The following is a 21,765-nucleotide window of genomic DNA, read 5'->3' as shown; positions in this document are numbered from 1 at the left end:
CCGTCACTGTGCCGGGGCCGGCGCCGGGGGCGACGCAGGCTGGCTGGACCCGCCGAAGAAGTGCGACAGGGCGGCACCCATGCGACCGAACAGGCCAAGCTGTGCCACATCGGCACCAGCCAGCAGCGGCAGTTCCAGCGTCTCCAGACCCGGTGCGGTGACGATCAGCGTGCCCAACTTGGCGCCCTTGGTGACGGGAGCCGCAACCGGGCTGTCGGCCTTGAAGCTGACCTTCATCTTCTGCTTCTGATCATGGGTCATGGTGATCTTCACCTGATCCTGGATGACCAGCGGCACCGTCTCTGCCACGCCCAGCCAGACGGGCAGGCTGTCTACCGTTTCCCCCGCCTTGAACAGGGTGAAATTATCGAATTCCCGCCAGCCCCACTCAAGTATACGCGCACTTTCATCGGCGCGGGCCTGCATGTTGGGCAGACCATTGACGACCAGTACCAGACGCCGGCCATCGCGTTCCCCGGACGCGATCAGGCCGTAACCGGCAGCCTCTGTGTGGCCGGTCTTGATGCCGTCCACACCCATGTTCCGGTACAGGAGCGGGTTACGGTTGCCCTGCTTAATGCCGTGATAGGTGTAATCCAGCTCTGAATAATAGTGATAATGATCAGGGAAATCCCGGATCAGGTGGCGGGCCAGGACCGACAGGTCGCGGGCCGTGGAATAATGGTTCGGGTCGGGCATGCCCGAGGCGTTCATCAGGTTGGTATTGTTGAGGCCCAGCTCCTTCATCCGCTTGGTCATGGCGGCGGCGAAGGCTTCCTCGGTACCCGACATTCCTTCGGCCAGGACCACGCAGGCATCGTTGCCCGACTGGATCACCATGCCACGGACCAGATCCTCAACCTTGATGTTGTTGCCCAGTTCCACAAACATCTTGGAGCCCTGGACCTTCCAGGCGCGTTCGGACACGGGTAGCGTGTCGTCCAGCGACAGGCGGCCTTCCTTGACGCGTTCGAACAGCATGTAGGCAGTTGCCACCTTCGACATGGACGACGTGGGCATCCGCTCATCCGCGTTCTTCTCAAACAGGACCGTGTTGGTTTCGGCATCGACCAGGATGGCTTCCCTGGCGATGGTGTCCAGATCGGCCGCCATCGCGGGCAGCGCCGACACCGTGAACAGGAGGGCCGCGGCAACGCTGCGGGCGGCGCCCTTCATCCGATGTGCGATCCGAATATCCATCTCTTTCATCAACCCTTCACAACAGGAACAGGTGGGGGCCAGACCCCCGGGCGACAGTGGGACGGGCGAGGTGGACATGTCCAGCCCTGCCCGCCACCGCGACATTGTGCAACATCGTGAAACACGGTGCCGGCTAGGTTTCTGTGGCCGGGAACCGGCATCAGTCCACGATGATCTTTGCTTCCGACGTGCCGGCCTGCAGAACCTGGGCCAGCACCTGATCGGCGCGTTCGACCTGATCGAACGGACCGACACGAACACGGAAATATTGCGTGCCATTGACCATGGCGTTCGACAGGTTGGTCGGCGCAATGGAACTCAGCTTGGCCCGCAGCTTGTTGGCATTGTCATAGCTGGCGAAGGCGCCAGCCTGGATATAGATCTTGCCCGGCTTGGCCGGAACCGCACGCTGTTCAACCACGGGGGCCGGCAGGAAGCGACCGTCATCAGTGGTGGTGCCCGCCAGACTGGTCGGGGCGGCAATGGTGCGGGCCGGGGCCGGCGTTGCTTGCGCCACCTTGGGCGGAATGGCGCTGCCGGGGGCGGCCTTGGTCCCGGCCGGCGGGGCCAGCGGCGTGGATTCCACCGTCACGCTGGGGCGCGGGGCAGCCTGTGGCACGGGGCCGCCATCGGGGGAGACGCCCGCAACCTGTGAGGCGGCATTCATGGCGGCGGCGGCAATGGCGCGGCTTTCCTCCGCCAGAACCTCAACCCGGACCTTGGCGGTGCCCTGCTGGTCAAAGCCCAGCAACTGCGCACCACGGCGGGACATATCGATAATGCGGCCCGACACGAAGGGGCCACGGTCATTGATACGCACCACGATAGAACGGCCATTTTCCAGATTGGTGACGCGCACCAGACTGGGCATGGGCAGGGTCTGGTGGGCGGCCGTCAGCTCATTCTCGTTATAGGCCTCACCATTGGCGGTGACCTTGGTATGAAAGCCGGGGCCATACCAGCTGGCGATACCTGTCTCGTTATAGGAATAGTCGACGCGGGGGTAATACCAGACGCCGTCGATCTGATAGGGGTTGCCGACCTTATAGCTGCCGCCCGGCGTGGGCTTGGGCTCCACCGGTGCGGGTGCAGCAGCCGGGGGCTTGGGCGGCGGCGGCGAGGAACAGCCGGCCAGCCCCGCAATGGTGACACCCAGGACCGCCAGTTTTACAAGATTTGCCCGCGCCATACTTCCCTACCCCAACCAATTGTGGCCGCAGCCTACATCAACTCATTTACCGGAGCCAATATGGTCGGCGAGAATTCCGACCGCGGTTGCGAAATAGGTGGACCGGTTCCAGTCCATGATGGTCCGGTAATTGCCATAGACCAGGAATGCCCTGCCCTTTGGCCCATCCGGCTGCACCAGCCAGGCATCGATCTTGGCCTTGGGCAGGGGTTTACCGTCTGAACTGCGCAGACCGCGCTTTGCCCAGACGGACAGCGGCTGCGCCTGCTTGTCCAAACCGGCCCAGGACGCCGAATCAGAACCCTTGGGCAGACGGACCGCCCTGCCCCAGGTCTGGTCGGTTTTCCAGCCGACGGTGGCCAGATAATTGGCCGCAGATGCGAAGACGTCGGCATGCGTGGTCCAGATGTCCCGCTTCCCGTCGCCATTTCCATCCTGGGCGAACTTGAAAAAGCTGGAGGGCATGAATTGACACTGCCCCATGGCACCCGCCCAGGAGCCCAGCATGCGGTCGGGCGCGATGTGGCCCTCATCAAGAATACGCAGCGCCTTCAGCAGTTCACCCCGGAAAAAGGCACTGCGGCGGCCGTCATAGGCCAGCGTCGTCAGCGCATCCACCACCTTGAACCCACCCATATTGCCGCCGAAATCCGTCTCCATCCCCCACAGGGCGACGATGAAGCGGGCGGGAACGCCGTACTTCTTCGATATCTCCGCCAGCAATGCCTTATGCGTCACCATACGTTCGCGCGCCTTCTTGATGCGTGCCTTGGTGACCGACCGGGACAGGTAGGTGTCGAAGGTGATGGTCCGTTCCGGCTGCTTGCCATCCAGCTCCAGAATGCGGGGGATGGGGACAACACCGGTCAGGGCCGTGTCCACGATGGCGGGGCGGATCCCCTCACGCAGCGCTTCGGCCTTGAGCTCCCCCAGCCATTGCTGGAAATCCGGTGCGGCCTGTGCCGCGGGGGCCATCAACGCGCTCAGCAGAAGGCAAGCCGGCAACAGGCCCCGAAGGCGGCTTCGCATCGCGTGCATCATCATCTGGGGCCCTTCCGCAGTGCCTGATCCCATCGGTTGTGGCACGGGCGGGCGGAAAGGGGCAAGCGTCAGGGAGAGGGTAATACCGTCGGGATACGCCCGGCGAGACGGTAGGCAATCAATCCCCGCCATTCATGAGCGGCATTGTCGAACCGGTCCAGATTGTCGGTCAGGTTCAGGCCGAAACGGTCAGCCTCTGTCCGGTTGGCGTTGTAGGCGACGGGAAAGGCCGTGATATGGACATCGGGCATGACGGACCGGAAAACGCCCATGGCGCGCGGCATATGGGAAGCGGACGTCACCAGCAGCCAATGTTCGCCGGTTTTTAGCAAAGGCGCGCTGTTCACCGCATTCTCCCAGGTGTTGCGGGAGGAATCTTCTAGCGTGATCCGGGCGGTATCGACGCCCCAATCGGCCAGCAGAGCCAAGACGAAGGCGGCTTCCCGGTCATCGGGATAGCGCGGGTCGCCACTGCCGCCCGTGAAGACCACCCTGGCCTGCGGAAAGCGCCGCATCAGTCCCGGCAGCACCGTCAGCCGTTCGGCATCGCGCGTCAGCTGTGGTGCGCCGTGTTCGCGCGAAGCGATGGGCATCAGCGCGCCGCCCAGGACGATGATGCCGTCAACCGGTGAGATCATCGTCAGGTCCGGTTTAGAAAACCGTTCCTCAAGTGGCAGGAGTGCCCATGTGGAAACAGGGGTGACAGCAATGATCAGCAAGGGGAACAAGCCCGCAGCCAGAATAACCATGCCCGAGCGCCGCCGGGCCAAAACCGTGATGAGACCCACCAACATTAGCAGCAGCAGAAGATTGCCGGGCGATGTCACGGCTGCGAACAGTTTACCCAGCGCAAACTCCATCCCCGGCTCTCCAAAAAGATCAATAATTTAACGAACGTTCTTTTCTATGGTTATAAGAAACTGGTGCCGAAAAGAGTGTCAGAAAATGATCGGTGCCGCTATTGATGCGTTCCATCGAGGGGTTGGATGTGCAATGATCTTGCCTACCCTGTCATTTGGACATGCCGGAATGCACCATCGATGTATCGCCGGCTGAACAGATTTCAGGGGGCCGGGAGCCCGGATGCCGGAACAGCCGTGGAAACCCGCGATAAGGGCAGCAGGTAGGATGATGCATATGGTCAAGTTCTTGTCCGCCAAACATTCCCCGATCTGATGCCTGGACCACGGAACAACGCTGTCGTGACTTTGTCCAAGATACTGAATACGGATGGCGGTCAAGCTGCCGACTTCATCCCCCGCGATGCCGTTACCGGCGTCTGGGAGATGCGGCCCTTTGCCAACCGCGTGGCCGAGATATTGGCCCAGCATGATGGGCGGCTGATTGCGGGTATCCTGGTGGTCGAGATTGACCGCATGCCGCAGCTGTTCCGTGTCCATGGTCAGCAGGCCCTCGATCAGGCCATGGCGACCCTGGTCAAGCGCCTGATGCCGGTCTGTGGCGCCAACGATCTGATCTGTCGCTTCGCACAGACCCAGTTCGCCATCTTCCTGCCGGGCCTGGACCATGCCGGCAAGGCGCTGTTTGCGGCATCGGCCATCGCCAATTCCATGGTCGAACCGATCATTGTCGAAGGGCAGCAGCTGTTCGTGTCGGCCAAGATCGGCGTGGCGGTATCGCCCAACGACGCCACCGATGGCCCTTCGCTGATCCGCAACGCCTGCGTGGCGCTGGAACAGGCAGTGAAATCGGGTACGGCCAATTACCTGCATTTCACGCGCGCCATGCGCGACGACTTAAAGGAACGGCTGGACCTGGAGGATGAGCTGCGCGCGGCCATCCGCGACAACCAACTGGTCCTCCATTACCAGCCCAAGGTCGCCATCCAGGGTGGGGAACCGGTGGGCGGTGAGGCGCTGCTGCGCTGGCGCCATCCCGTGCGGGGCATGGTGCCGCCCGGCGTGTTCATCCCGACGGCGGAGGAAACGGGCCTGATCGTTCCCATCGGGGAATGGGTCCTGCGCAACGCCATCAAGCAGATCCGCGAATGGCTGGATGCCGGCCTGCCGCCGATCCAGATCGCTGTGAATGTGTCGGAACGGCAATTCCGCTGGGGCCACCTGCCGGCCCTGATTGATGTGCTGCTGGCCGAGAGTGGTATACCGCCGCATCTTCTGCAGCTTGAGATCACGGAAACCATCTTGCCGGAAGACCTTGAGGGTGCCCTGCAGCAGATGCGCTGGATCGCCGACCGTGGCGTGGCGCTCGCGCTGGATGATTTCGGAACTGGATACTCTTCACTGTCCTACCTGCGGGAACTGCCGCTGGACTGCCTGAAGGTGGACCGCAAGTTCGTGATGGATATGGAACGGGACCAGAGCACCCGCCATATTGTGGAGGCCATCGTGGCCATGGCACAGGCCATGGACCTGAAGGTCGTGGCCGAAGGCATCGAAACCCCGGCGCAGTGGGAAATCCTGAAGCGGCTGGGAGTTGAGGAAGGCCAGGGCTACCTGTTCGCTCGCCCGATGCCGGCGGACGGTTTCGCCGAATTCATCCGGCATGCGGCCAAGCCGGTCTGAACCCGATATAAGCTTGATTTAGGAATGATGTCGGAAAGGGCAAGGGATACCTTGTCCTTCGCCGCTATTTTTCCAGCTGATCGACGGGGTTCAGGACCTGTTCGCCCTTACGCACCGCGAAATGCAGCTGCGGTGAGCGGACATTGCCCGTCTGGCCGACGGTGCCGATCCCCTGCCCGCGCGTCACGCGCTGCCCCTGCTCCACGCCAATGGCATCCAGATGGGCATAGACGGTGACCCAGCCGCCATCATGGCGGATCAGCACCAGATTGCCGAAGGATTTCAGCTGATTGCCAGCATAGGCGACGATGCCGTTTTCGGCAGCAGCCACGGCGGTGCCGCGCGGCGCGCCGATATTGATGCCGTCATTGCGCAGGCCACCAGGCTTTTCCCCGAATCCTGACAGGATGGTGCCGCGCACGGGCCAGAGGAAACGGTTGCCGGCACGGGCGGGCACCGCCTCTTCCCGTGGGGGAGCCGGAGGCGGGGCGGCGGCGACCTGTGTGGGGGGTGGTTCGGCCACCGGAGCAGATGCAGGCGGTGGGGTCGTGATGGCCGGTGGCGGCGCCGGACGTCGGTCGGGCGCGACGGCGGCGGGCGCCGCCTGAGCTTGGGTCTGCGGAGTAGCGGGCGGCGGGGCCAGGGCTTCCGTCTCCACACCCTTACGGCCCGGCGCCGCGCCGGAGGCGGTGGGCGGCGGTGCGACAACAGAGGGTCGGGTGGGCGCCGTTGTGGGAGAAGCGGTGGAGGGCGGGGGTGGCAGGGTTGCCACCTCCACGGTCGGGCGCTGCGCCCGTTCGGTAGGCATGGAACTGGCAGCGGGCGGCACTTCGGGCTTACGGCCCGGTGCCGGCATGCCGGGCGGTTTGGCAGCAGGTGCGGCGGCAGAGGCGATGGAGGTCGTGCTGGCCGGTACCGGGCTTTGGCCCGGCAGGCGCAGGGTCTGACCGGCCTTCAGCGTGTAGGGCTGCTGCAAATTGTTGAGGCGGACCAGTTCAGCGGTATCCACCTGATATTGCCGCGACAGGCCGTACAGCGTGTCGCCGGGCTTCACGATATACACTTTGGGCAGCGGCAACAGCAGGCGCTGCCCCGGCTGCAGCATATAAGGTGCGGTCAGGCCATTGGCCTCAATCAGATCACGGACAGGCACATTATATTGCTGCGCCAGCTTGTAGAGATTGTCGCCGCGGGAGACGAAGATGGAATTTATGGGGGCCGCCGGCGCGCGCGCCGCCTTGCTGGGCAGGTCGCCCTCCGTCGAGCAGCCGGCCAGCATCAGACCCGGCAGCAGCAGGGCCGCCAGGGCAAAACCCGACCGGCGCTTCAGGCCGATATGGTCTCCGGTGCGATATCCGGCAGCAGGGGAACGAACCTGACGGGCCACAATACCTCTCGCTTCAATCCATCTTCGTCACGGCGGATACGCACGACATTCAGCGCCCGATGATCCGGCCCCAACGGGATCACCATCACGCCACCAACCGCCAGTTGCTCCACTAGACCATGAGGTGGATTGCCGATGCAACCTGCGGTGACCAATATCCGTTCAAAGGGGGCCGCCTCGGGCCAGCCCTTGATGCCATCCCCTACCCTGGCCGTCATGTTGTGCAGACGCAAGGCGGTAAATCGCTGCTCCGCTTCCTGTGCCAGGGGGCGGTGGCGTTCGATTGTATAGACCCTGCGCGCGATCTTGGCCAGAATCGCGGCCTGATAACCGGAACCGGTGCCGATCTCCAGCACCTTATGCCGGTCGGTCAGCTCCAGGGCCTGGGTCATCAGGCCCACCACCTGCGGCTGGCTGATGGTCTGGCCATGGCCGATGGGCAGGGCCGTATCCTCGTAGGCCTGGTCGCGGAACAGGCGCGGGACGAAAAGCTCTCGCGGGATCAACTCGATGGCCCGCAGGACATTGACGTCCGTTACCCCCTGGCGGCGCAGCAGCATCAGCAACCTGATCTTGCGCGCCGCCCCGCTGGTCATGCGAAGACCCCTTTCAGGTTCTCCAGGCAGCCATAATGGGTCAGGTCCAGGAAGATGGGCGTGACCGCGATGCCGCCATGATTGACGACATGCACGTCGGTATCGGCGGGCACATCATCATCCCCGCGCGCCGCCCCGATCCAGAAATAGCGCCGGCCACGCGGATCAATCCGCTCGTCCAGCTCATCCCCGATCTTGCGGTTGCCGTGGCGGACCACATGCACGCCGGTCACATCGCCGACGGAAACGTCGGGATAATTCACATTCATCAGGACCAGTTTCGGCCAGTCGGCGGCCATCACCTTGCGCACCACCTGCGCACCGAGCGCCTGCGCCACCGCCCAGTTGGGCGGGCCGCCATGGGGCATGCGCTGGCTCATGGCGATGGCGCGCACGCCCAGCAGCGTGGCCTCCATGGCGCAGGCGATGGTCCCGGAATAGGTCACATCCTCGCCCAGATTGCTGCCATGGTTGATGCCGGACAGGACCAGGGCCGGCTTCTTGTCGGCCATGAAATGGTTGATGGCCAGCAGCACACAGTCGGTGGGCGTGCCATCCACGGCAAAGCGCTTGGGCCCCAGTTCCCGCACGCGCAAGGGGCGATGCATGGTCAGCGAGTGGGAGGCGCCGGACTGCTCCGTCTCCGGCGCCACCACCCAGACATCGTCGGTCAGTTCCCGCGCAATGGCCTCCAGCACGGCCAGCCCCTGGGCATGGATGCCGTCATCATTGCTGATCAGGATGCGGGTGCCGGTGAAGTCGAAATCAGCCATTCGCGGCAATCCGTTCCAGCCCGCCCATATAGGGACGAAGGGCGTCCGGGATCAGGATGGAGCCGTCGGCCTGCTGATAATTTTCCAGCACCGCGATCAGGCAGCGGCCCACGGCGGTGCCGGAGCCGTTCAGCGTATGCACGAACTGGGTCGACTTCTCCCCCTTCGCGCGGAAGCGGGCCTTCATGCGGCGGGCCTGGAAGTCGCCGCAGTTAGAGCAGGAGGAGATTTCGCGATAAGCGCCCTGCCCCGGCAGCCAGACCTCGATATCGTAGGTCTTCTGCGCCGTGAAGCCCATGTCGCCAGAGCAAAGCGTGACGGTACGGAACGGCAGGCCCAGCCGCTTCAGCACGGTTTCCGCCGCGTCGGTCATCCGCTCATGCTCCGCCGCCGATTGGTCGGGGCGGGTGATGGAGACCATTTCCACCTTGTAGAACTGATGCTGGCGGATCATGCCGCGCGTGTCGCGACCGGCAGAGCCGGCTTCGGAGCGGAAGCACGGCGTGCGGGCCGTCAGGCGCAGGGGCAGTTCTTCGCCGTCCAGGATGGCATCGTTGACCAGATTGGTCAGGGGGACTTCCGCCGTGGGGATCAGCCAAAAACCGTTGGTGGTCTGGAACAGGTCCTCGGTGAATTTGGGCAACTGGCCCGTACCGAAGGCCGCATCATCCTTGACCAGCAGCGGCGGGGACACTTCCTCATAGCCATATTCGGTCGTGTGGATGTCCAGCATGAAATCGCCAAGGGCGCGTTCCAGCCGCGCCAACTGCCCACGCAACACGGTGAAACGCGCACCCGACAGCTTGGCCGCCAGATCGAAGCTCATCAGCCCCAGCGCTTCGCCCAGTTCGAAATGCTGCTTGGCGCCGGCGATCTCTGTCGGCGTGCCCACGCGGCGGATTTCGACATTGTCATGCTCATCCTTGCCGTCGGGAACATCTGCGGCGGGGATGTTGGGATAAGACGCCAGGATCCGGTCCAGCTCGGCCCCCAGTTCCTTCTCCCGCTCCTCAAGCTGCGGCATCTTTTCCTTGATCGCCGCCACTTCATCCAGCAGGGGCTGGGCATCCTTGCCGTCCTTCTTGTAAGCGCCGATCAGTTTCGACGCTTCATTCCGGCGGGCCTGCAGCTCCTGGGCCTGCGTCTGGCAGGCACGGCGTTCCTGATCCAGTTCCAGGATGCGGGAAGACAAGGGTTCCACGCCACGCCGGGCGAGGCCGGCGTCAAAGGCTGCGGGATTGTCGCGGATGGAACGGATGTCGTGCATGGAAAACCAGAAGCAAAGGGTCAAACGGTGCCCCGTTTATAGATGCACGGCAGGCGGCGCGTAAAGCGCCCGGACATCACGGCATGGCTTTATCTCCTGTGAAACATTCTGCAACCGCCCTTCGGGTTTGGTTTCACAGGATGCCGGGCTTGGGTGCCCAGGACAGCCAGCGGGGGCGTTCGGCCCAGACCGTATTGGTCAGGCCCGGTGCCGTGGGCAGATTGTCCAGCACGGTCTGGGTTTCATGGAGAATCCAGACCAGCAGGCGCGGGGCCGGTCGGCACCGGCGCGCGGCGGGGCGGAAGGGTGCGGCCGGGTTACGGGGCATGGGCGGGCATGCGGCCTTTGCGCGGGCCGGGGGCCTGGGTGGGGCGAAGCGCAGTTCGGGCGGGTGGTCGGGGGCGTAGTCGCCTGACTGGCCCATGGCGTCCGCGGTCGATGGGGTCGGGTTGGGGATGGGGTCTTCGGCGTCTTCCTGATCAGTGGAGGGGTCGGGCGTTTGGCCCCTGGGTCCCGGCTTTCGCCGGGATGACGAAGAGAGGGGGGATGACGAGGCGAGTGGATCGGCTTGGGCCGACGGGGCGGAGAGGTCGGGCAACTCGGCGGCGAGGGTGGGGTCTTCGGCGGAGGGGGCGGTCAGGGGGTCGAGGCGGATGGCGTCGGCATCGTCCGGCGAAAACCAGCCCGACGGGATGCGAGCATAGCCGGGCTTGGGCTTTTTTTCCGCCGGTTGCAGCAGGTCCCCGCCCAGGCCCAGACGGTCAGCGGCCCAAAGGGTGGCGCGCATGTCGCCGCTGGCCACCGCATGATAGATGCTGTCCACCACCAGGGTGCGCAGGGAGACGAAACGGCTTTCCGCCTCCCGCCGCAGCAGGGCGCGTTCTTCGGCGATGCGGCGGCGCAGATTGTGGGAGCGCTGCAAGGCGCGCCAGATGGTGGTGCGCGACACGCCATATTCCGCCGTTATCTCCTTGATCTTGCGGCCCGCCGCGATGTGGAAGGCGATCTTGGCCCAAGCGACATCCGTCACCTTGCGGGAGGTGTAACCCTCCGTCAGATGCTCATCGGGAGCGAAGCCGACATCTTCGGTGAAGGGCTTGGTATGAAGGTCGGAGGAGCCGCGCCACCAGGCCTCTGCCTGTTCCTGCGGCGTCAGGGTGGGGTGGTCGGTATCGTAGGGATTATGGGACAGGGACATGGGCCGGTGCTCCCGAAGGCAAGGGATGGGTCCATGATCCTAGCAGATTATGGGAATATATTCCATGGATGGGATGGGCACGCTCTTGACCATCTTCCCCCTCGTCATCCCGGCGAAAGCCGGGACCCAGGGCCAAGCGCCCGACCTGTCCGCTGCTTTGACCGCGGCGGTGGAGAGGTTTGATCCTGTGGCCCCTGGGTCCCGGCTTTCGCCGGGATGACGAAGGGGGGCGGGATGACGAGGGGAGCGGGAGGACGAAAGGGGTGGCGATGGGTTACTCAACCCTACAACGGCAAGCGCACGACGGCGCGCAGGCCCTTTTGCGGGCTGTCGCGCAGCAGGATATCGCCGCCATGGCGGCGCGCGATGTCGCGGGCGATGGTCAGGCCCAGGCCGACGCCACCGGTCTTCTGATTGCGCGATGGTTCCAGGCGGTGGAAGGGGCGGAAGACGGCTTCGCGCTGATCCTCCGGGATGCCCGGCCCATCATCATCGATCAGGATTTCCACAAAATTGCCGCGCCGTTCCAGGCTGAGCCAGACATGGCGACCATAACGCGCGGCATTGCCGATCAGGTTGGTCAGGCAGCGGCGCAGCGACAAGAGGCGCAGGGGCAGGATGACGGCGTCGCCCTGGGTGACCATCGGGTCCAGGGTCAGGCGGGCCCCTTCCCGTCTGGCATTGCCGGCGATTTCCGCCAGCAGCAGGGAAAGATCAACCTGCCGCTCCTCCTCCTCCCCGTCACCGCGCGCAAAGGAAAGGTAGCCGTCGATCATCACCTGCATTTCGGCCACATCGGCCTTGATCTCCTCCACCTCTGCCATGTCGGGCATCATGGCAAGCTGCAGCTTCATGCGGGTCAGGGGCGTGCGCAGATCGTGGCTGACGCCCGCCAGCATTTCCGTGCGCTGCGCGATCTGACGGCGGATACGGTCGCGCATCAGGAGGAAGGCATGGGCGGCCTGCCGCACCTCCAACGCCCCTTCCGGGCGGAAATCGCTGATGTCCCTGCCCTTGCCGAAGGCGTCGGCGGCGACGGCCAGACGGCGGATGGGCCGGATCTGGTTGCGCATGAACAGGGTGGCGATGGAGAACAGGACCAGCGAACTGCCCAACATCCAGATGATGAACAGGTAGGAGGTGAAACTGTAGAGCCGTCGTTCCGGCGACAGGACCGACAGCACCCCATCCGGCATCTGTACCCGGATCTCGATCCATTTATGGGCGACGTTGGAATTGATGCGCCAGGGCCGGCGGACGCGGTCATCCAGGGCCTGGCCCAAGGTTTCTTCCAGCCCGCTATAGAGCCGGGCGGGCGGGTCGTCCAGCACCTCCCCCGCTGTCCAGGTGAACAGGATGTCGGTATGGCGCGCGGCCATGGAAAGGGTTTCTTCGCGCGCCTTCTCATCCCCGTCGCGCGACATCTGTTCAATCACCAGGGCGATTTCGCCGGCCACCGAATTGGCCAACCGATTGGTCATCGTGTCCCAGTGCCGGTCATAGAAGACGAAGGTGGCGATAGCCTGGGCCAGCACCACGGGCGTCATCATGATCAGCATGGAGCGCGCGAACAGGGTGGCCGGCACCATCCGTTTCAGCCCGCGCAGGGGCCGGGGACGGCGTTTCCACAAGGACTGCAACCAGCCGGTCAATCGGGCCTCAACACATAACCTTCACCGCGTACCGTATGAAGATAACGCGGTTCACGCGGATCATCTTCCAATTTGCGGCGCAGGCGGGTGACCTGTACGTCGATGGTGCGTTCATTGGCGGCGTCAACGCCAGCCTTTTCCACCAACGCCTCGCGGCTGAACACCACGCCGGGTTCAGCGGCCAGCACACGCAACAAGCCGGATTCCATGGCGGTCAGGCGAATGACCTCGTCCCCTGCCCGCAATTCCTCCCGCTCTGCATCGAACAGGTAGCGGCCCAGACGGATGGGGACAGCGGTGCTGGCGGTACGGCCACGCGGGCGCAGCGTACGGCGCAGGATGGCGTTCAAGCGCAAAACCAGTTCGCGCGGTTCAAACGGTTTGGGCAGATAATCATCGGCCCCCGCCTCCAGCCCGTCGATCCGGTCCCCCGCCTCCACCCGCGCGGTGAGCAGCAGGACGGGCGGGCCGCCATTGGCCGACAGGTGACGACAGAGCGACAGGCCGTTTTCCCCCGGCATCATCACATCCAGCACCACCAGATCGAAGGCTAGGCCCGCCAGCTTGGCCCGCGCATCGGCGGCATCGGCCGCCCCGGTGACCAGAAAGCCGTTCTGGCCCAGGTACCGGCGCAGCGCCTCACGCAGGCGCGTGTCATCATCCACGACCAGGATGTGGGGCTGTTCGGCGGGATCGTCACTCATCATGGCCCTTCACATAGCATGGAAGGGGGCGATGGTCACCGCTTGCCAGGGGGCGGAAATTTGGCGCGGTCCTCGGCGTCGATGATGCCCAGCATGACGGTGCGGAACCCCTCCACCGCCGCAGCACCTGCGGCACGATAGGCGCTGGCGATGCGGGCGCGCTGGGCGTCCGACAGGCTGCGTTCCAGGTCCACGCCCTTGTCGGTGAGGGTCAGCAGGCGCTGGCGCCGGTCCTTCGTGCCCGGACGCTGGGCGATATATTCCTGATCGACCAGATCGGACAGGACACGGCTCAGGCTCTGTTTGGTGATCTGCAGGATGCCCAGTAGTTCGGTCACGGTGATGCCGGGATAGCGGCCCACGAAATAGACGACGCGGTGATGCGCGCGGCCCAGCCCGATCTTGGCCAGCATGGCGTCGGGTTCCGCCGTGAAGTCACGATAGGCGTAAAACAGCAGCTCAATGCCCTGGCGAAGGTCCTCCTCGCGCAGGAAAAGCGGGTTCGGTCCCGATTTTATGTCAGCCATGTTGACTTATTTCCGCAATTCCGTATCGTGGATGCTGTTGTACACGACATAAAACAACAAGGAAGCCCCAAAATGTCCGTCATCCCCTTCCATGACCGTGATGGCCATATCTGGTTCGACGGGGCGATGGTGCCCTGGCGGGAAGCGCAGGTCCATGTGCTGACGCACGGGTTGCACTATGCAAGCTGTGTATTCGAGGGGGAGCGCATTTACAACGGCGTGATCTTCAAGTCGCATGAACATGCGGTCCGCCTGCGCCGGTCAGCAGAGTTGCTGGGTTTTGACATCCCGTACAGCGTGGCGGAGATCGAGGCGGCCAAGGTGGAGGTCTGTCGGGCAGCGGGCCTGACCAATGGCTATCTGCGGCCCGTCGCCTGGCGCGGCAGTGAGATGATGGGGGTGGCAGCACAGAAGAACCGCATCCATCTGGCCGTCGCCTGCTGGGAATGGCCCAGCTATTTCAGCGCGGAAGCGCGGATGCAGGGCATCGATTTGGAAATCGCCCGCTGGCGCCGGCCCGCCCCGGATACCGCACCCACGGAATCCAAGGCGGCGGGGCTGTACATGATCTGCACCATCTCCAAGCATGAGGCGGAGCAGAATGGGCGTCAGGATGCGCTGATGTTGGATTACCGGGGCTTTGTGGCCGAAGCGACGGGGGCCAATTTCTTTATGGTCAAGGACGGCGTGGTGCATACGCCGATCCCGGATTGCTTCCTGAACGGGATTACACGCCAGACCATCATCGATCTGGCGCGCCGCCGGGGCCTGACCGTTCTGGAACGGCATTTCACGCTGGACGAGGTGCAGGGAGCCGACGAGGTGTTCCTGACCGGATCGGCGGCAGAGGTGACACCCGTACGCCGCATCGGCGATTGGACATTCATCCCCGGTGCGGTGTGCCGCGCCATGATCGGGGATTACAGCGATCTGGTGAATGGGCGCATGGCGGCGGTGGCGGCGGAATGATCAGCGCCGCCAGGCCACCAGACGGCGGGCGGCTTCGGCCACCTCTGCCTCGGCCGCTGCGAAGCTGATGCGCAGATAGCGGTGGCCGCGAGCCGTGTCGAAATCCAGGCCCGGCGTGATGGCGACGCCGGTTTCGGCCAGGATGCGCTTGCAGAAGGCCTCGCTATCGTCGGTCAGGCCGCTGACATCGGCATAGACATAGAAGGCGCCGTCGGCGGGGGCCAGATTGTCGAAGCCGGCGCGTGGCAGCTCATTCAGCAGCAGGTCGCGGCTGCGTCGGTAGCGCGCAACATGGCTGTCCGCCTCCTCCGTACAGTCGAAGGCGGCGATGGCCGCGCGCTGTGACAGGGTGGGGGCAGAGATATACAGGTTCTGGGCCAGACATTCGGCGGAGCGCACCAGTTCCGGCGGCACCACCATCCAGCCCAGACGCCAGCCCGTCATGCTGAAATATTTGGAAAAGCTGTTGATGATGATGGCGCGGTCGCTGAAGGCCAGGGCCGTCTGGCCCTTCACGGGTGTGAACTCAATGCCGTGGTAGATCTCGTCAGAGATCAGGCGGACGCCGTTGGCTTCACACCACAAGGCCAACTCGCGCAACGCCTCAGGCGACAGCATGGTGCCGGCGGGATTGGAGGGGCTGGCCACGATCAGGCCCTTCACGGGTTTATCCAATGCCGCCAGCAGGGCCGGGGTCGGTTGGAACCGCGTTTCGGGGCCGGTCGGGATTTCGACCGGTTCCAGACCGAGCGCGCGCAGGATGTTGCGGTAGGCGGGATAGCCGGGGGCGGCCAGGGCCACGCGGTCGCCCGGTTCAAACGCGGCCAGGAAGCCCAGCAGGAAGCCGGCAGAGGAACCCGTTGTGATGGCGATCCGCTCCGCCCCCACCGATACACCGTAATGGTCGCGATACCAGCGGGCGATGGCCTCCCTCAATGGCGGGATGCCGAACGCGTCGGTATAGGCGATGCGGTCATTATCCAGAGCGGCATGGGCCGCCGCGATGACGCCGCGCGGGGCCGGTGTGCCCGGCTGCCCGATTTCCAGATGCAGGACATCGCCCCCGGCGGCGGCGCGTTCATTGGCCGCCCGCATCACCTCCATCACGATGAAGGGCGAAACCGCACCCCGTTGAGAGGGCGCCCAGATTGCATCTCCGGTGACGGCCTTTAAACTCGCCCTTCCCTCGCCATGTTTTTCGTGGCTAGTGTCGGGCCGAGGGGCCTTGCCGATGGATAAAGACATGTTTGCGGTTCCAAAGCGGATTGCCAGTGCGGCTGTGGCGTTGTTGATGTCAGCAACGCTGGCCGTGCAGCCCGCCATTGCCCAGCGGTCGATCAGTTTCATTCGCGACACCGAAATCGAACATATCCTGCGCGTCTATTCCACCCCCATCTTGCAGGTGGCAGGTGTCGTGCCGGAATCGGTGACCATCGCCATGGTCAATGATGACAGCCTGAACGCCTTTGTGGCCGGCGGGCAGAACATGTTCTTCCATACCGGCTTCCTGATGGACACGACGGTGGAGGAACTGGTCGGCGTGACGGCGCACGAGACGGGGCACATTGCCGGCGGCCATCTGGCCCGGGCCGGCGATGCCATGTCGAATGCCGCCACCATTGCCAGCATCTTCACCCTGCTGGGCATGGCGGCGGCCATCGGGGCCGGGCGCACCGATGTGGGCATCGGCCTGATGGGCGGTGGCCAGGAAGCGGCCATGCGCACCTTCTTCGCCTTTACGCGCGGCCAGGAAGGGTCGGCGGATGAGGCAGCCATGCAGTATCTGGAAAAGCTGGGCTGGTCGTCCGAAGGCCTGATGAAGATGATGCAGCGGCTGGCGGGACAGGAACTTCTGCCCGAAAGCCGGCAGGTGGAGTTTGTGCGCACCCACCCCCTGACCCGCAACCGTATCGAGGCCATCCGCAATTTCGTGGAAACGAAATCACAGAATAATGGCAAGCGGTTGCCGGACAATTTTTATGCGATGCATGAACGCATGGTGGCCAAGTTGATGGGCTTCATGCGGCCGGACGTGGCGCTGCGCCATTATTCGCCGACCGATAATGCCATCCCCGCGCGTTATGCCCGCGCCATCGCGCTGTATCAGCGCGGCAATGTGCGCGAGGCGCTGACCATCACCGACAGCCTGATCGCGCAGGAGAAGGACAACGCCTATTTCCATGAATTGAAAGGGCAAATCCTGTTTGAGGATGGCAAGGCCGCCGAAGCCGTCATCCCCTATCGCGAGTCCGTGCGCCTTGACCCGGAATCGGGTCTGCTGCGCAATGCGCTGGGCCATGCGCTGCTGGAGGTCGGCAATGACCGGTTCCTGAATGAGGCCATCACGCACCTGACGGCGGCGGCCCGGCTGGAACATAATTCGGCGCTGACCTGGCGGTTGCTGTCATCGGCCTATAGCCGCGCTGATCAGCAGCCGCAATTGGCCTATGCCCGCGCAGAGGAAGCGCTGGCGCGCGGTGACATCCGGGCCGCCAAGTACCATGCCGACCGGGCCGAACGCATGCTGCCCGCCGGGTCCCCGGAATGGATCCGGGCGCAGGACATCCGCGTGATGGTCGAAAGCCATCCGGGGGTGCGGGAATATAATTAAGGGTTTGTCGCGGGGTTGGGGATGCGGGTCTGATTACCGCGTTCGGCCCCGCGCCTGCCGCACCTGGAAGAAGGCAGCGACGACGGACGGGTCGAACAGGGTACCGGCCCCTTCCTCAATCGACTTCAACGCATCGGCCAAGGGCACCGCTTCACGCCAGGAGCGGCGGTGGGTCAGTGCATCATAGACATCGGCCACCGCGATGATGCGGGCGGCGGGTGGAATGTCCGTGCCCGAAAGGCCGTGCGGATAGCCGCTGCCGTCCCAGCGTTCGTGATGGGCCCGCGCGATGGCAGCGCCGAAGGACAGGTAATTGCTGCCTTCCACCAGACGCGAGGCCTTTTCCAGGATGGCGGCGCCGCGCTCGCAGTGCATTTCCATCTGGTGGCGTTCATCGGCATCCAGAATGTTTTCCTTGCGGATCACGCTGTCGGGGACGCCGACCATGCCGATATCGTACAGCATGGCACCCATGGTGATCTGTTCCAGGAACTCATCATCGATGATCCTGTCCCAGCCCTCCTGCTGACGCAGGGCGAAAGCGATTTCGGTAACCAGCCGCGAAAGGCGCAGCCCATGGTCGCCACCGCCATCCGGGTCCTTATATTCCGCCAGGCCCGCCAGCGCGATGACGGCAGCCTTGTGCGAGCGCTTTACCTGATCATAGAGGTGCAGATTGTCAAAGCCGATGGCGATCTTGGCGCCCATCACCTCTGCCAGCTTGCGTTCCAGCCCGTCCAGGGAACGACCGACATGCAGGCAGGCGGCAGCATCACGGCCATCGGCGGTGCGCAGCCAGAGGATGGCATCGTTGTCATCAAAATGATGCTGACGGGCGCGAAGCACCTCCATCACCTTGGCCGCCAGGGCCGGATCGACGCTGTGGCCCAGCGGCAGGCCCACACTGTCGGCGTGCCTGCCCTGGGCGGCCAGAATCTGCGCGTCGGCCCGGGCACTGCCGCGCGGCACGCAGACCAAGCCGTCGGGCGCTACATCCAGCACGCGGGCCAGTTCACGCAGCACCGCGTCTGCAAAGCGGTCGATGGCGCGCAGGGTGAACAGGTTGCTGGAAGCGTCGATGATGCGTTCCATGCCCTGGCGGGAGCGCATCAGTTCGGTGATATGCTCATACGAACGCAGGGCCGCGACGGTGGCAGTTCCCAGCTTCTGCGCCGTAAGTTCCGTCTTGGCCTTGTAATCATTGATGTCATAGCCGTGGATGACGTCATCTTCCGGCGCCTGCCCCGGCTGTCCGGTGCGCAGAATGATACGAACCTGGCTATTGCCCAGTTCGTCGCGAATTCGCGGCACCAGACGCAGGCCGGCATCGTCCGTTTCCATCACTACGTCCAGCAGGACCATGGCGATGCCGGGATCATTGCGCAGGATGCCCAGCGCCTCTTCCGCCGAATAGGCAGACAGGAACTGAACCGGGCGGTTTCGATAGGCGAATTTCTTCATGACCAGACGGGTCATGGCATGCACTTCGGGATCGTCATCGACGATCAGAATCAGCCAGGGACGGACAGAAGCAGCGGACACGTCAACGGCGGTCGGAAGTTCCGGCCCCTCCTCCTTGAAGAGGAATTCGTCGTCGTCGCCCACCATCACAACCGTACGCCGCTCCCTGTCATCGTCCGTAACCCCGTCCTTTTGCCGGACGTATCAACCATGATCACGGTCGCACATTGCCATTGGCAATACCAATGCACACTTACGTATCACGGCATAGCTCGTGCCCAGAGGCAAGCCCCTTGAAAACAGGGGTTTCATTCCGCGTCGCGGTTGCGTGCGTGGTCTGACCGGTCCATGGTGCGGGCAACCACTTCATGGATGTGTGATCAATGTTCTCTCGTCTTCGCCTTTCGGGTCCGGTTCTGGCGCTGAGCTTGGCCCTGTCCTGTACAACCGCCCTGCCCGTGTTCGCCGCCGACAAGCCGCTGGACAAGGCGGCGGTTGAACAGATTGTCCGCGACTATCTTCTGACCCATCCGGAGATATTGCTGGAGGCCATGGAAGCGCTGGAGAAGAAGCAGCAGGCCGAAGGCGACAAGGCCGTTGCCGAGGCCTTGAAATCGAATCGGAAGGCGCTGGAACAGAATGCCATGTCGCCGGTGGGCGGCAACGCCAAGGGTGACGTGACCCTGGTGGAGTTCTTCGATTACAATTGCGGCTATTGCAAGCGCACCCATCCGGAGCGCAGCGCCGCCGTGAAGGGCGATGGCAAGGTCCGCGTCGTCTATAAGGAATTCCCCATCCTGGCGCCGTCCTCCAAGGAAGCCGCCAAGGCCGCCCTGGCCGCAAACCGCCAGGGCAAGTATGAGGCGTTCCATACCGCCCTGATGACCCATGAGGGCCGCCTGGACAGCGACGCCATCCGCGCGACGGCCAAGGATGTCGGCCTGGACCTGAAAAAGCTGGAACAGGATATGGGCGATCCGGCCATAGAGGCGGAGATCAAGGCCAATATGGAATTGGCCCAGAAGCTGGGCATCCGTGGCACGCCGGGCTTTGTCATCGGCGATACCGTGGTGCCGGGCGCCATTGAGACCGAACAGTTCATCGCCCTGTTCAACGCGACGCGTGCGGCCAAGAAGGCGGGTGGCTGAGGCTGGGCCGGGTCATAAGGACTGCTTCAAAATGCTTCTGATCGTCATCCCGGCGGAAGCCGGGACCCAGGGGCAGCAGGCTAAAACCCGACCGCCGGCTCCATTCGTAACGGCACAATCGTCTGGCAATTGGCCCCTGGGTCCCGGCTTTCGCCGGGATGACGATGGGGGCCAGTTGAAAACAGCGGTGCGGATCATCCCGCAAACAGGCCCCACCACTAAGGCGCAGAGCGGTCCGCAGCGGTGCCCCCTTCCGGCGGTATGATCGGACGATCAACCGCCCGGAGCCGCCCCTATGTGGAAGAATGCCTGCCGCACCGCCCTGGTCCTGACAGCACTGGTCCTACCCGCCGGGGCGCATGAGGTGCCTAACCTGCCCTATCCGCCGGGCACGACGGTGACAGCGGCAGATGGGTATCTGTATGAGGCGTCGAAACTGGCCGACGGGGTCTGGCTGTTCGCGTCGCCCGAACCGTTTCATGTTCAGCCCTATGGCAATGTCATCGCCGTGGAGCAGGCGGACGGGTTCGTGCTGTTCGACAGTGGCGGCACACCGGCCGGGGCGGCCCGCATCCTGGACATGCTGGCTGCCCTATCGCCAAAGCCAGTGAAGGCGGTTGTTGTCAGCCATTGGCATGGCGATCATATCAACGGGTTGCGCACCATCCAGCAACGCTGGCCGAAGGTGCGGACCATCGCCACCAATGCCACCCGCCGCACCCTGACCGACCCCAAGGTCGCGCGTTTCATGCCCACAGGGGATACCGCTTCCGATGATGCGATTCGTCGCAATCTGGAGGGGGCGGTGGGCCATCTGCGCAGTCAAGCGGCCCGCAGCGACCTGCCCGAGGCGGTGCGCGCGGGCAATGCCCAGGCGGCCCGAGAGCTGCAACATTACGGTCAGGAACTGCTGGGCGGGGCTATGCTGGTGCCCGCCGAAGGGTTCGATGACAGGCTGCTGATCGATGATCCGCAGCGCCCCGTCGAGCTGCGTTTCCTGGGGCGCGCCAATACGGATGGGGATGCCGTCGCCTGGCTGCCCAAACAAAAGATCGTGATGAGCGGTGACATCGTGGTCTCCCCCATCCCCTATGGTTTCGGGTCCTATCCCAAGGATTGGGAGGCCACGCTGGCCGCACTGAAAGCCTTTGATTTCAAGATGCTGGTGCCCGGTCATGGCACGGTGATGAAGGACGCGACATATCTGGACCGACTGTCCTTACTGATCGCCGAGACGCGCGCCAAGGTGGCGCCGTTGGTGGCGCAGGGGCTTTCATTGGACGATGTTCAAAAACAGATCGATCTTTCGGCGCAGGCGCAGATGTTCAGCGGCGGTGATGCCTTCCGGTCCCGCATCTTCGACCAATATTGGCGCCAGCCCTTTGTTGCCAGCGTCTTTAAAGAGGCCAAGGGCGATCCCATCATACAGGGGGGTGGTTGACCACCTTCCGTTACGTAATGTCGATCTCCATTGCCGATGCGGCCAGCCATGCTATAAC

At 63.9% G+C, this 21,765-nt stretch carries 19 protein-coding genes; 5 read left to right on the top strand and 14 right to left on the bottom strand.

All coding sequences use genetic code 11. The features are described from left to right. Positions 1 to 3: 3 nt before the first annotated feature. The 4 genes from C0V82_RS04140 to C0V82_RS04125 all read right to left on the bottom strand — a co-directional run bounded on the left by C0V82_RS04140 (position 4) and on the right by C0V82_RS04125 (position 4,290). Complete coding sequence (locus C0V82_RS04140; RefSeq protein ID WP_245924148.1) at positions 4 to 1,176, bottom strand: D-alanyl-D-alanine carboxypeptidase family protein; 1,173 nt, start codon at positions 1,174 to 1,176, stop codon at positions 4 to 6. Between the two features lie 184 nt (positions 1,177 to 1,360). Continuing rightward, positions 1,361 to 2,389 (bottom strand): septal ring lytic transglycosylase RlpA family protein, encoded by a 1,029-nt coding sequence (locus tag C0V82_RS04135; RefSeq protein WP_102111236.1) that lies wholly within the window; start codon positions 2,387 to 2,389, stop codon positions 1,361 to 1,363. A 42-nt stretch (positions 2,390 to 2,431) separates the two neighbouring features. After that, positions 2,432 to 3,418, bottom strand: coding sequence for a lytic murein transglycosylase (locus C0V82_RS04130; protein WP_102113229.1), 987 nt, complete (start codon positions 3,416 to 3,418; stop codon positions 2,432 to 2,434). Between the two features lie 80 nt (positions 3,419 to 3,498). Then, positions 3,499 to 4,290, bottom strand: a complete 792-nt coding sequence (locus C0V82_RS04125; RefSeq protein WP_102111235.1) for a YdcF family protein — start codon at positions 4,288 to 4,290, stop codon at positions 3,499 to 3,501. 342 nt (positions 4,291 to 4,632) lie between these two features. Here C0V82_RS04125 and C0V82_RS04120 point away from each other — a divergent pair, with 342 nt between their 5' ends. Beyond that, on the top strand, positions 4,633 to 5,973 hold the full coding sequence (locus tag C0V82_RS04120; protein ID WP_158659725.1) for a putative bifunctional diguanylate cyclase/phosphodiesterase: 1,341 nt from the start codon (positions 4,633 to 4,635) through the stop codon (positions 5,971 to 5,973). A 64-nt stretch (positions 5,974 to 6,037) separates the two neighbouring features. Here the strand turns inward: C0V82_RS04120 and C0V82_RS04115 are convergent, their stop codons facing one another. The 8 genes from C0V82_RS04115 to C0V82_RS04080 form a co-directional block, all read right to left on the bottom strand. Further along, positions 6,038 to 7,360, bottom strand: a complete 1,323-nt coding sequence (locus tag C0V82_RS04115; RefSeq protein ID WP_245924147.1) for a LysM peptidoglycan-binding domain-containing M23 family metallopeptidase — start codon at positions 7,358 to 7,360, stop codon at positions 6,038 to 6,040. Next, positions 7,300 to 7,956: a protein-L-isoaspartate(D-aspartate) O-methyltransferase gene (locus C0V82_RS04110; RefSeq protein WP_054167594.1), complete on the bottom strand. Its 657-nt coding sequence runs from the start codon at positions 7,954 to 7,956 to the stop codon at positions 7,300 to 7,302. Before C0V82_RS04110 ends, C0V82_RS04115 begins: the two co-directional genes overlap by 61 nt. Continuing rightward, the gene (surE, locus tag C0V82_RS04105; protein WP_102111233.1) at positions 7,953 to 8,729 is read right to left on the bottom strand and encodes a 5'/3'-nucleotidase SurE; all 777 of its coding nucleotides are present in this window, start codon (positions 8,727 to 8,729) and stop codon (positions 7,953 to 7,955) included. The genes C0V82_RS04110 and surE overlap by 4 nt, the downstream gene beginning before the upstream one ends. Next, entirely contained in the window at positions 8,722 to 9,996 is a 1,275-nt protein-coding gene (serS, locus tag C0V82_RS04100) for a serine--tRNA ligase (protein ID WP_102113227.1), read from the bottom strand. Before serS ends, surE begins: the two co-directional genes overlap by 8 nt. 133 nt (positions 9,997 to 10,129) lie before the next feature. Next, the gene (locus C0V82_RS04095) at positions 10,130 to 11,194 is read right to left on the bottom strand and encodes a hypothetical protein (RefSeq protein WP_102111232.1); all 1,065 of its coding nucleotides are present in this window, start codon (positions 11,192 to 11,194) and stop codon (positions 10,130 to 10,132) included. A gap of 284 nt (positions 11,195 to 11,478) precedes the next feature. Beyond that, positions 11,479 to 12,846 (bottom strand): ATP-binding protein, encoded by a 1,368-nt coding sequence (locus C0V82_RS04090; protein ID WP_245924146.1) that lies wholly within the window; start codon positions 12,844 to 12,846, stop codon positions 11,479 to 11,481. Continuing rightward, positions 12,843 to 13,553 carry a response regulator gene (locus tag C0V82_RS04085; protein WP_370466052.1) on the bottom strand — a complete coding sequence of 237 codons (711 nt, stop codon included), beginning with the start codon at positions 13,551 to 13,553 and terminating at the stop codon, positions 12,843 to 12,845. The genes C0V82_RS04090 and C0V82_RS04085 overlap by 4 nt, the downstream gene beginning before the upstream one ends. A gap of 32 nt (positions 13,554 to 13,585) precedes the next feature. Further along, positions 13,586 to 14,077, bottom strand: coding sequence for a MarR family winged helix-turn-helix transcriptional regulator (locus C0V82_RS04080; RefSeq protein ID WP_102111230.1), 492 nt, complete (start codon positions 14,075 to 14,077; stop codon positions 13,586 to 13,588). Between the two features lie 72 nt (positions 14,078 to 14,149). On the opposite strand from C0V82_RS04080, the gene C0V82_RS04075 reads away from it, so the two are divergent. Beyond that, complete coding sequence (locus C0V82_RS04075) at positions 14,150 to 15,046, top strand: branched-chain amino acid aminotransferase (RefSeq protein WP_102111229.1); 897 nt, start codon at positions 14,150 to 14,152, stop codon at positions 15,044 to 15,046. On the opposite strand, the gene C0V82_RS04070 is transcribed toward C0V82_RS04075, so the two are convergent. Next, positions 15,047 to 16,141 (bottom strand): pyridoxal phosphate-dependent aminotransferase, encoded by a 1,095-nt coding sequence (locus C0V82_RS04070; protein WP_245924145.1) that lies wholly within the window; start codon positions 16,139 to 16,141, stop codon positions 15,047 to 15,049. It lies immediately after the preceding gene. A 148-nt stretch (positions 16,142 to 16,289) separates the two neighbouring features. On the opposite strand from C0V82_RS04070, the gene C0V82_RS04065 reads away from it, so the two are divergent. Then, a complete protein-coding gene (locus C0V82_RS04065) occupies positions 16,290 to 17,657 on the top strand; it encodes a M48 family metalloprotease (protein WP_102111227.1) in 1,368 nt (455 codons plus the stop codon). Between the two features lie 33 nt (positions 17,658 to 17,690). Here C0V82_RS04065 and C0V82_RS04060 read toward each other — a convergent pair whose 3' ends face one another. Beyond that, on the bottom strand, positions 17,691 to 19,265 hold the full coding sequence (locus tag C0V82_RS04060) for a DUF3369 domain-containing protein (protein WP_102111226.1): 1,575 nt from the start codon (positions 19,263 to 19,265) through the stop codon (positions 17,691 to 17,693). Positions 19,266 to 19,501: 236 nt separating this feature from the next. Here C0V82_RS04060 and C0V82_RS04055 point away from each other — a divergent pair, with 236 nt between their 5' ends. Together C0V82_RS04055 and C0V82_RS04050 are read left to right on the top strand one after the other, a co-directional pair. Beyond that, positions 19,502 to 20,266 (top strand): DsbA family protein, encoded by a 765-nt coding sequence (locus C0V82_RS04055; RefSeq protein ID WP_102111225.1) that lies wholly within the window; start codon positions 19,502 to 19,504, stop codon positions 20,264 to 20,266. Between the two features lie 295 nt (positions 20,267 to 20,561). Beyond that, complete coding sequence (locus tag C0V82_RS04050) at positions 20,562 to 21,707, top strand: MBL fold metallo-hydrolase (RefSeq protein ID WP_102111224.1); 1,146 nt, start codon at positions 20,562 to 20,564, stop codon at positions 21,705 to 21,707. The last annotated feature ends 58 nt before the right edge of the window (positions 21,708 to 21,765 follow it).

Origin of the sequence: Niveispirillum cyanobacteriorum, assembly GCF_002868735.1 — a bacterium.
GTDB lineage: Bacteria > Pseudomonadota > Alphaproteobacteria > Azospirillales > Azospirillaceae > Niveispirillum > Niveispirillum cyanobacteriorum.
This window is presented reverse-complemented; position numbering and strand designations above follow the sequence as displayed.

Bases quoted from the DNA above. Each gene is read 5' to 3' on its own strand.
- C0V82_RS04140 (WP_245924148.1), bottom strand. From the start codon at position 1,176: ATGAAGGGCGCCGCCCGCAGCGTTGCCGCGGCCCTCCTGTTCACGGTG.
- C0V82_RS04135 (WP_102111236.1), bottom strand. From the start codon at position 2,389: ATGGCGCGGGCAAATCTTGTAAAACTGGCGGTCCTGGGTGTCACCATT.
- C0V82_RS04130 (WP_102113229.1), bottom strand. From the start codon at position 3,418: ATGCGAAGCCGCCTTCGGGGCCTGTTGCCGGCTTGCCTTCTGCTGAGC.
- C0V82_RS04125 (WP_102111235.1), bottom strand. From the start codon at position 4,290: ATGGAGTTTGCGCTGGGTAAACTGTTCGCAGCCGTGACATCGCCCGGC.
- C0V82_RS04110 (WP_054167594.1), bottom strand. From the start codon at position 7,956: ATGACCAGCGGGGCGGCGCGCAAGATCAGGTTGCTGATGCTGCTGCGC.
- surE (WP_102111233.1), bottom strand. From the start codon at position 8,729: ATGGCTGATTTCGACTTCACCGGCACCCGCATCCTGATCAGCAATGAT.
- serS (WP_102113227.1), bottom strand. From the start codon at position 9,996: ATGCACGACATCCGTTCCATCCGCGACAATCCCGCAGCCTTTGACGCC.
- C0V82_RS04095 (WP_102111232.1), bottom strand. From the start codon at position 11,194: ATGTCCCTGTCCCATAATCCCTACGATACCGACCACCCCACCCTGACG.
- C0V82_RS04085 (WP_370466052.1), bottom strand. From the start codon at position 13,553: ATGATGAGTGACGATCCCGCCGAACAGCCCCACATCCTGGTCGTGGAT.
- C0V82_RS04080 (WP_102111230.1), bottom strand. From the start codon at position 14,077: ATGGCTGACATAAAATCGGGACCGAACCCGCTTTTCCTGCGCGAGGAG.
- C0V82_RS04075 (WP_102111229.1), top strand. From the start codon at position 14,150: ATGTCCGTCATCCCCTTCCATGACCGTGATGGCCATATCTGGTTCGAC.
- C0V82_RS04070 (WP_245924145.1), bottom strand. From the start codon at position 16,141: ATGCGGGCGGCCAATGAACGCGCCGCCGCCGGGGGCGATGTCCTGCAT.
- C0V82_RS04065 (WP_102111227.1), top strand. From the start codon at position 16,290: ATGTTTGCGGTTCCAAAGCGGATTGCCAGTGCGGCTGTGGCGTTGTTG.
- C0V82_RS04060 (WP_102111226.1), bottom strand. From the start codon at position 19,265: ATGGTGGGCGACGACGACGAATTCCTCTTCAAGGAGGAGGGGCCGGAA.
- C0V82_RS04055 (WP_102111225.1), top strand. From the start codon at position 19,502: ATGTTCTCTCGTCTTCGCCTTTCGGGTCCGGTTCTGGCGCTGAGCTTG.
- C0V82_RS04050 (WP_102111224.1), top strand. From the start codon at position 20,562: ATGTGGAAGAATGCCTGCCGCACCGCCCTGGTCCTGACAGCACTGGTC.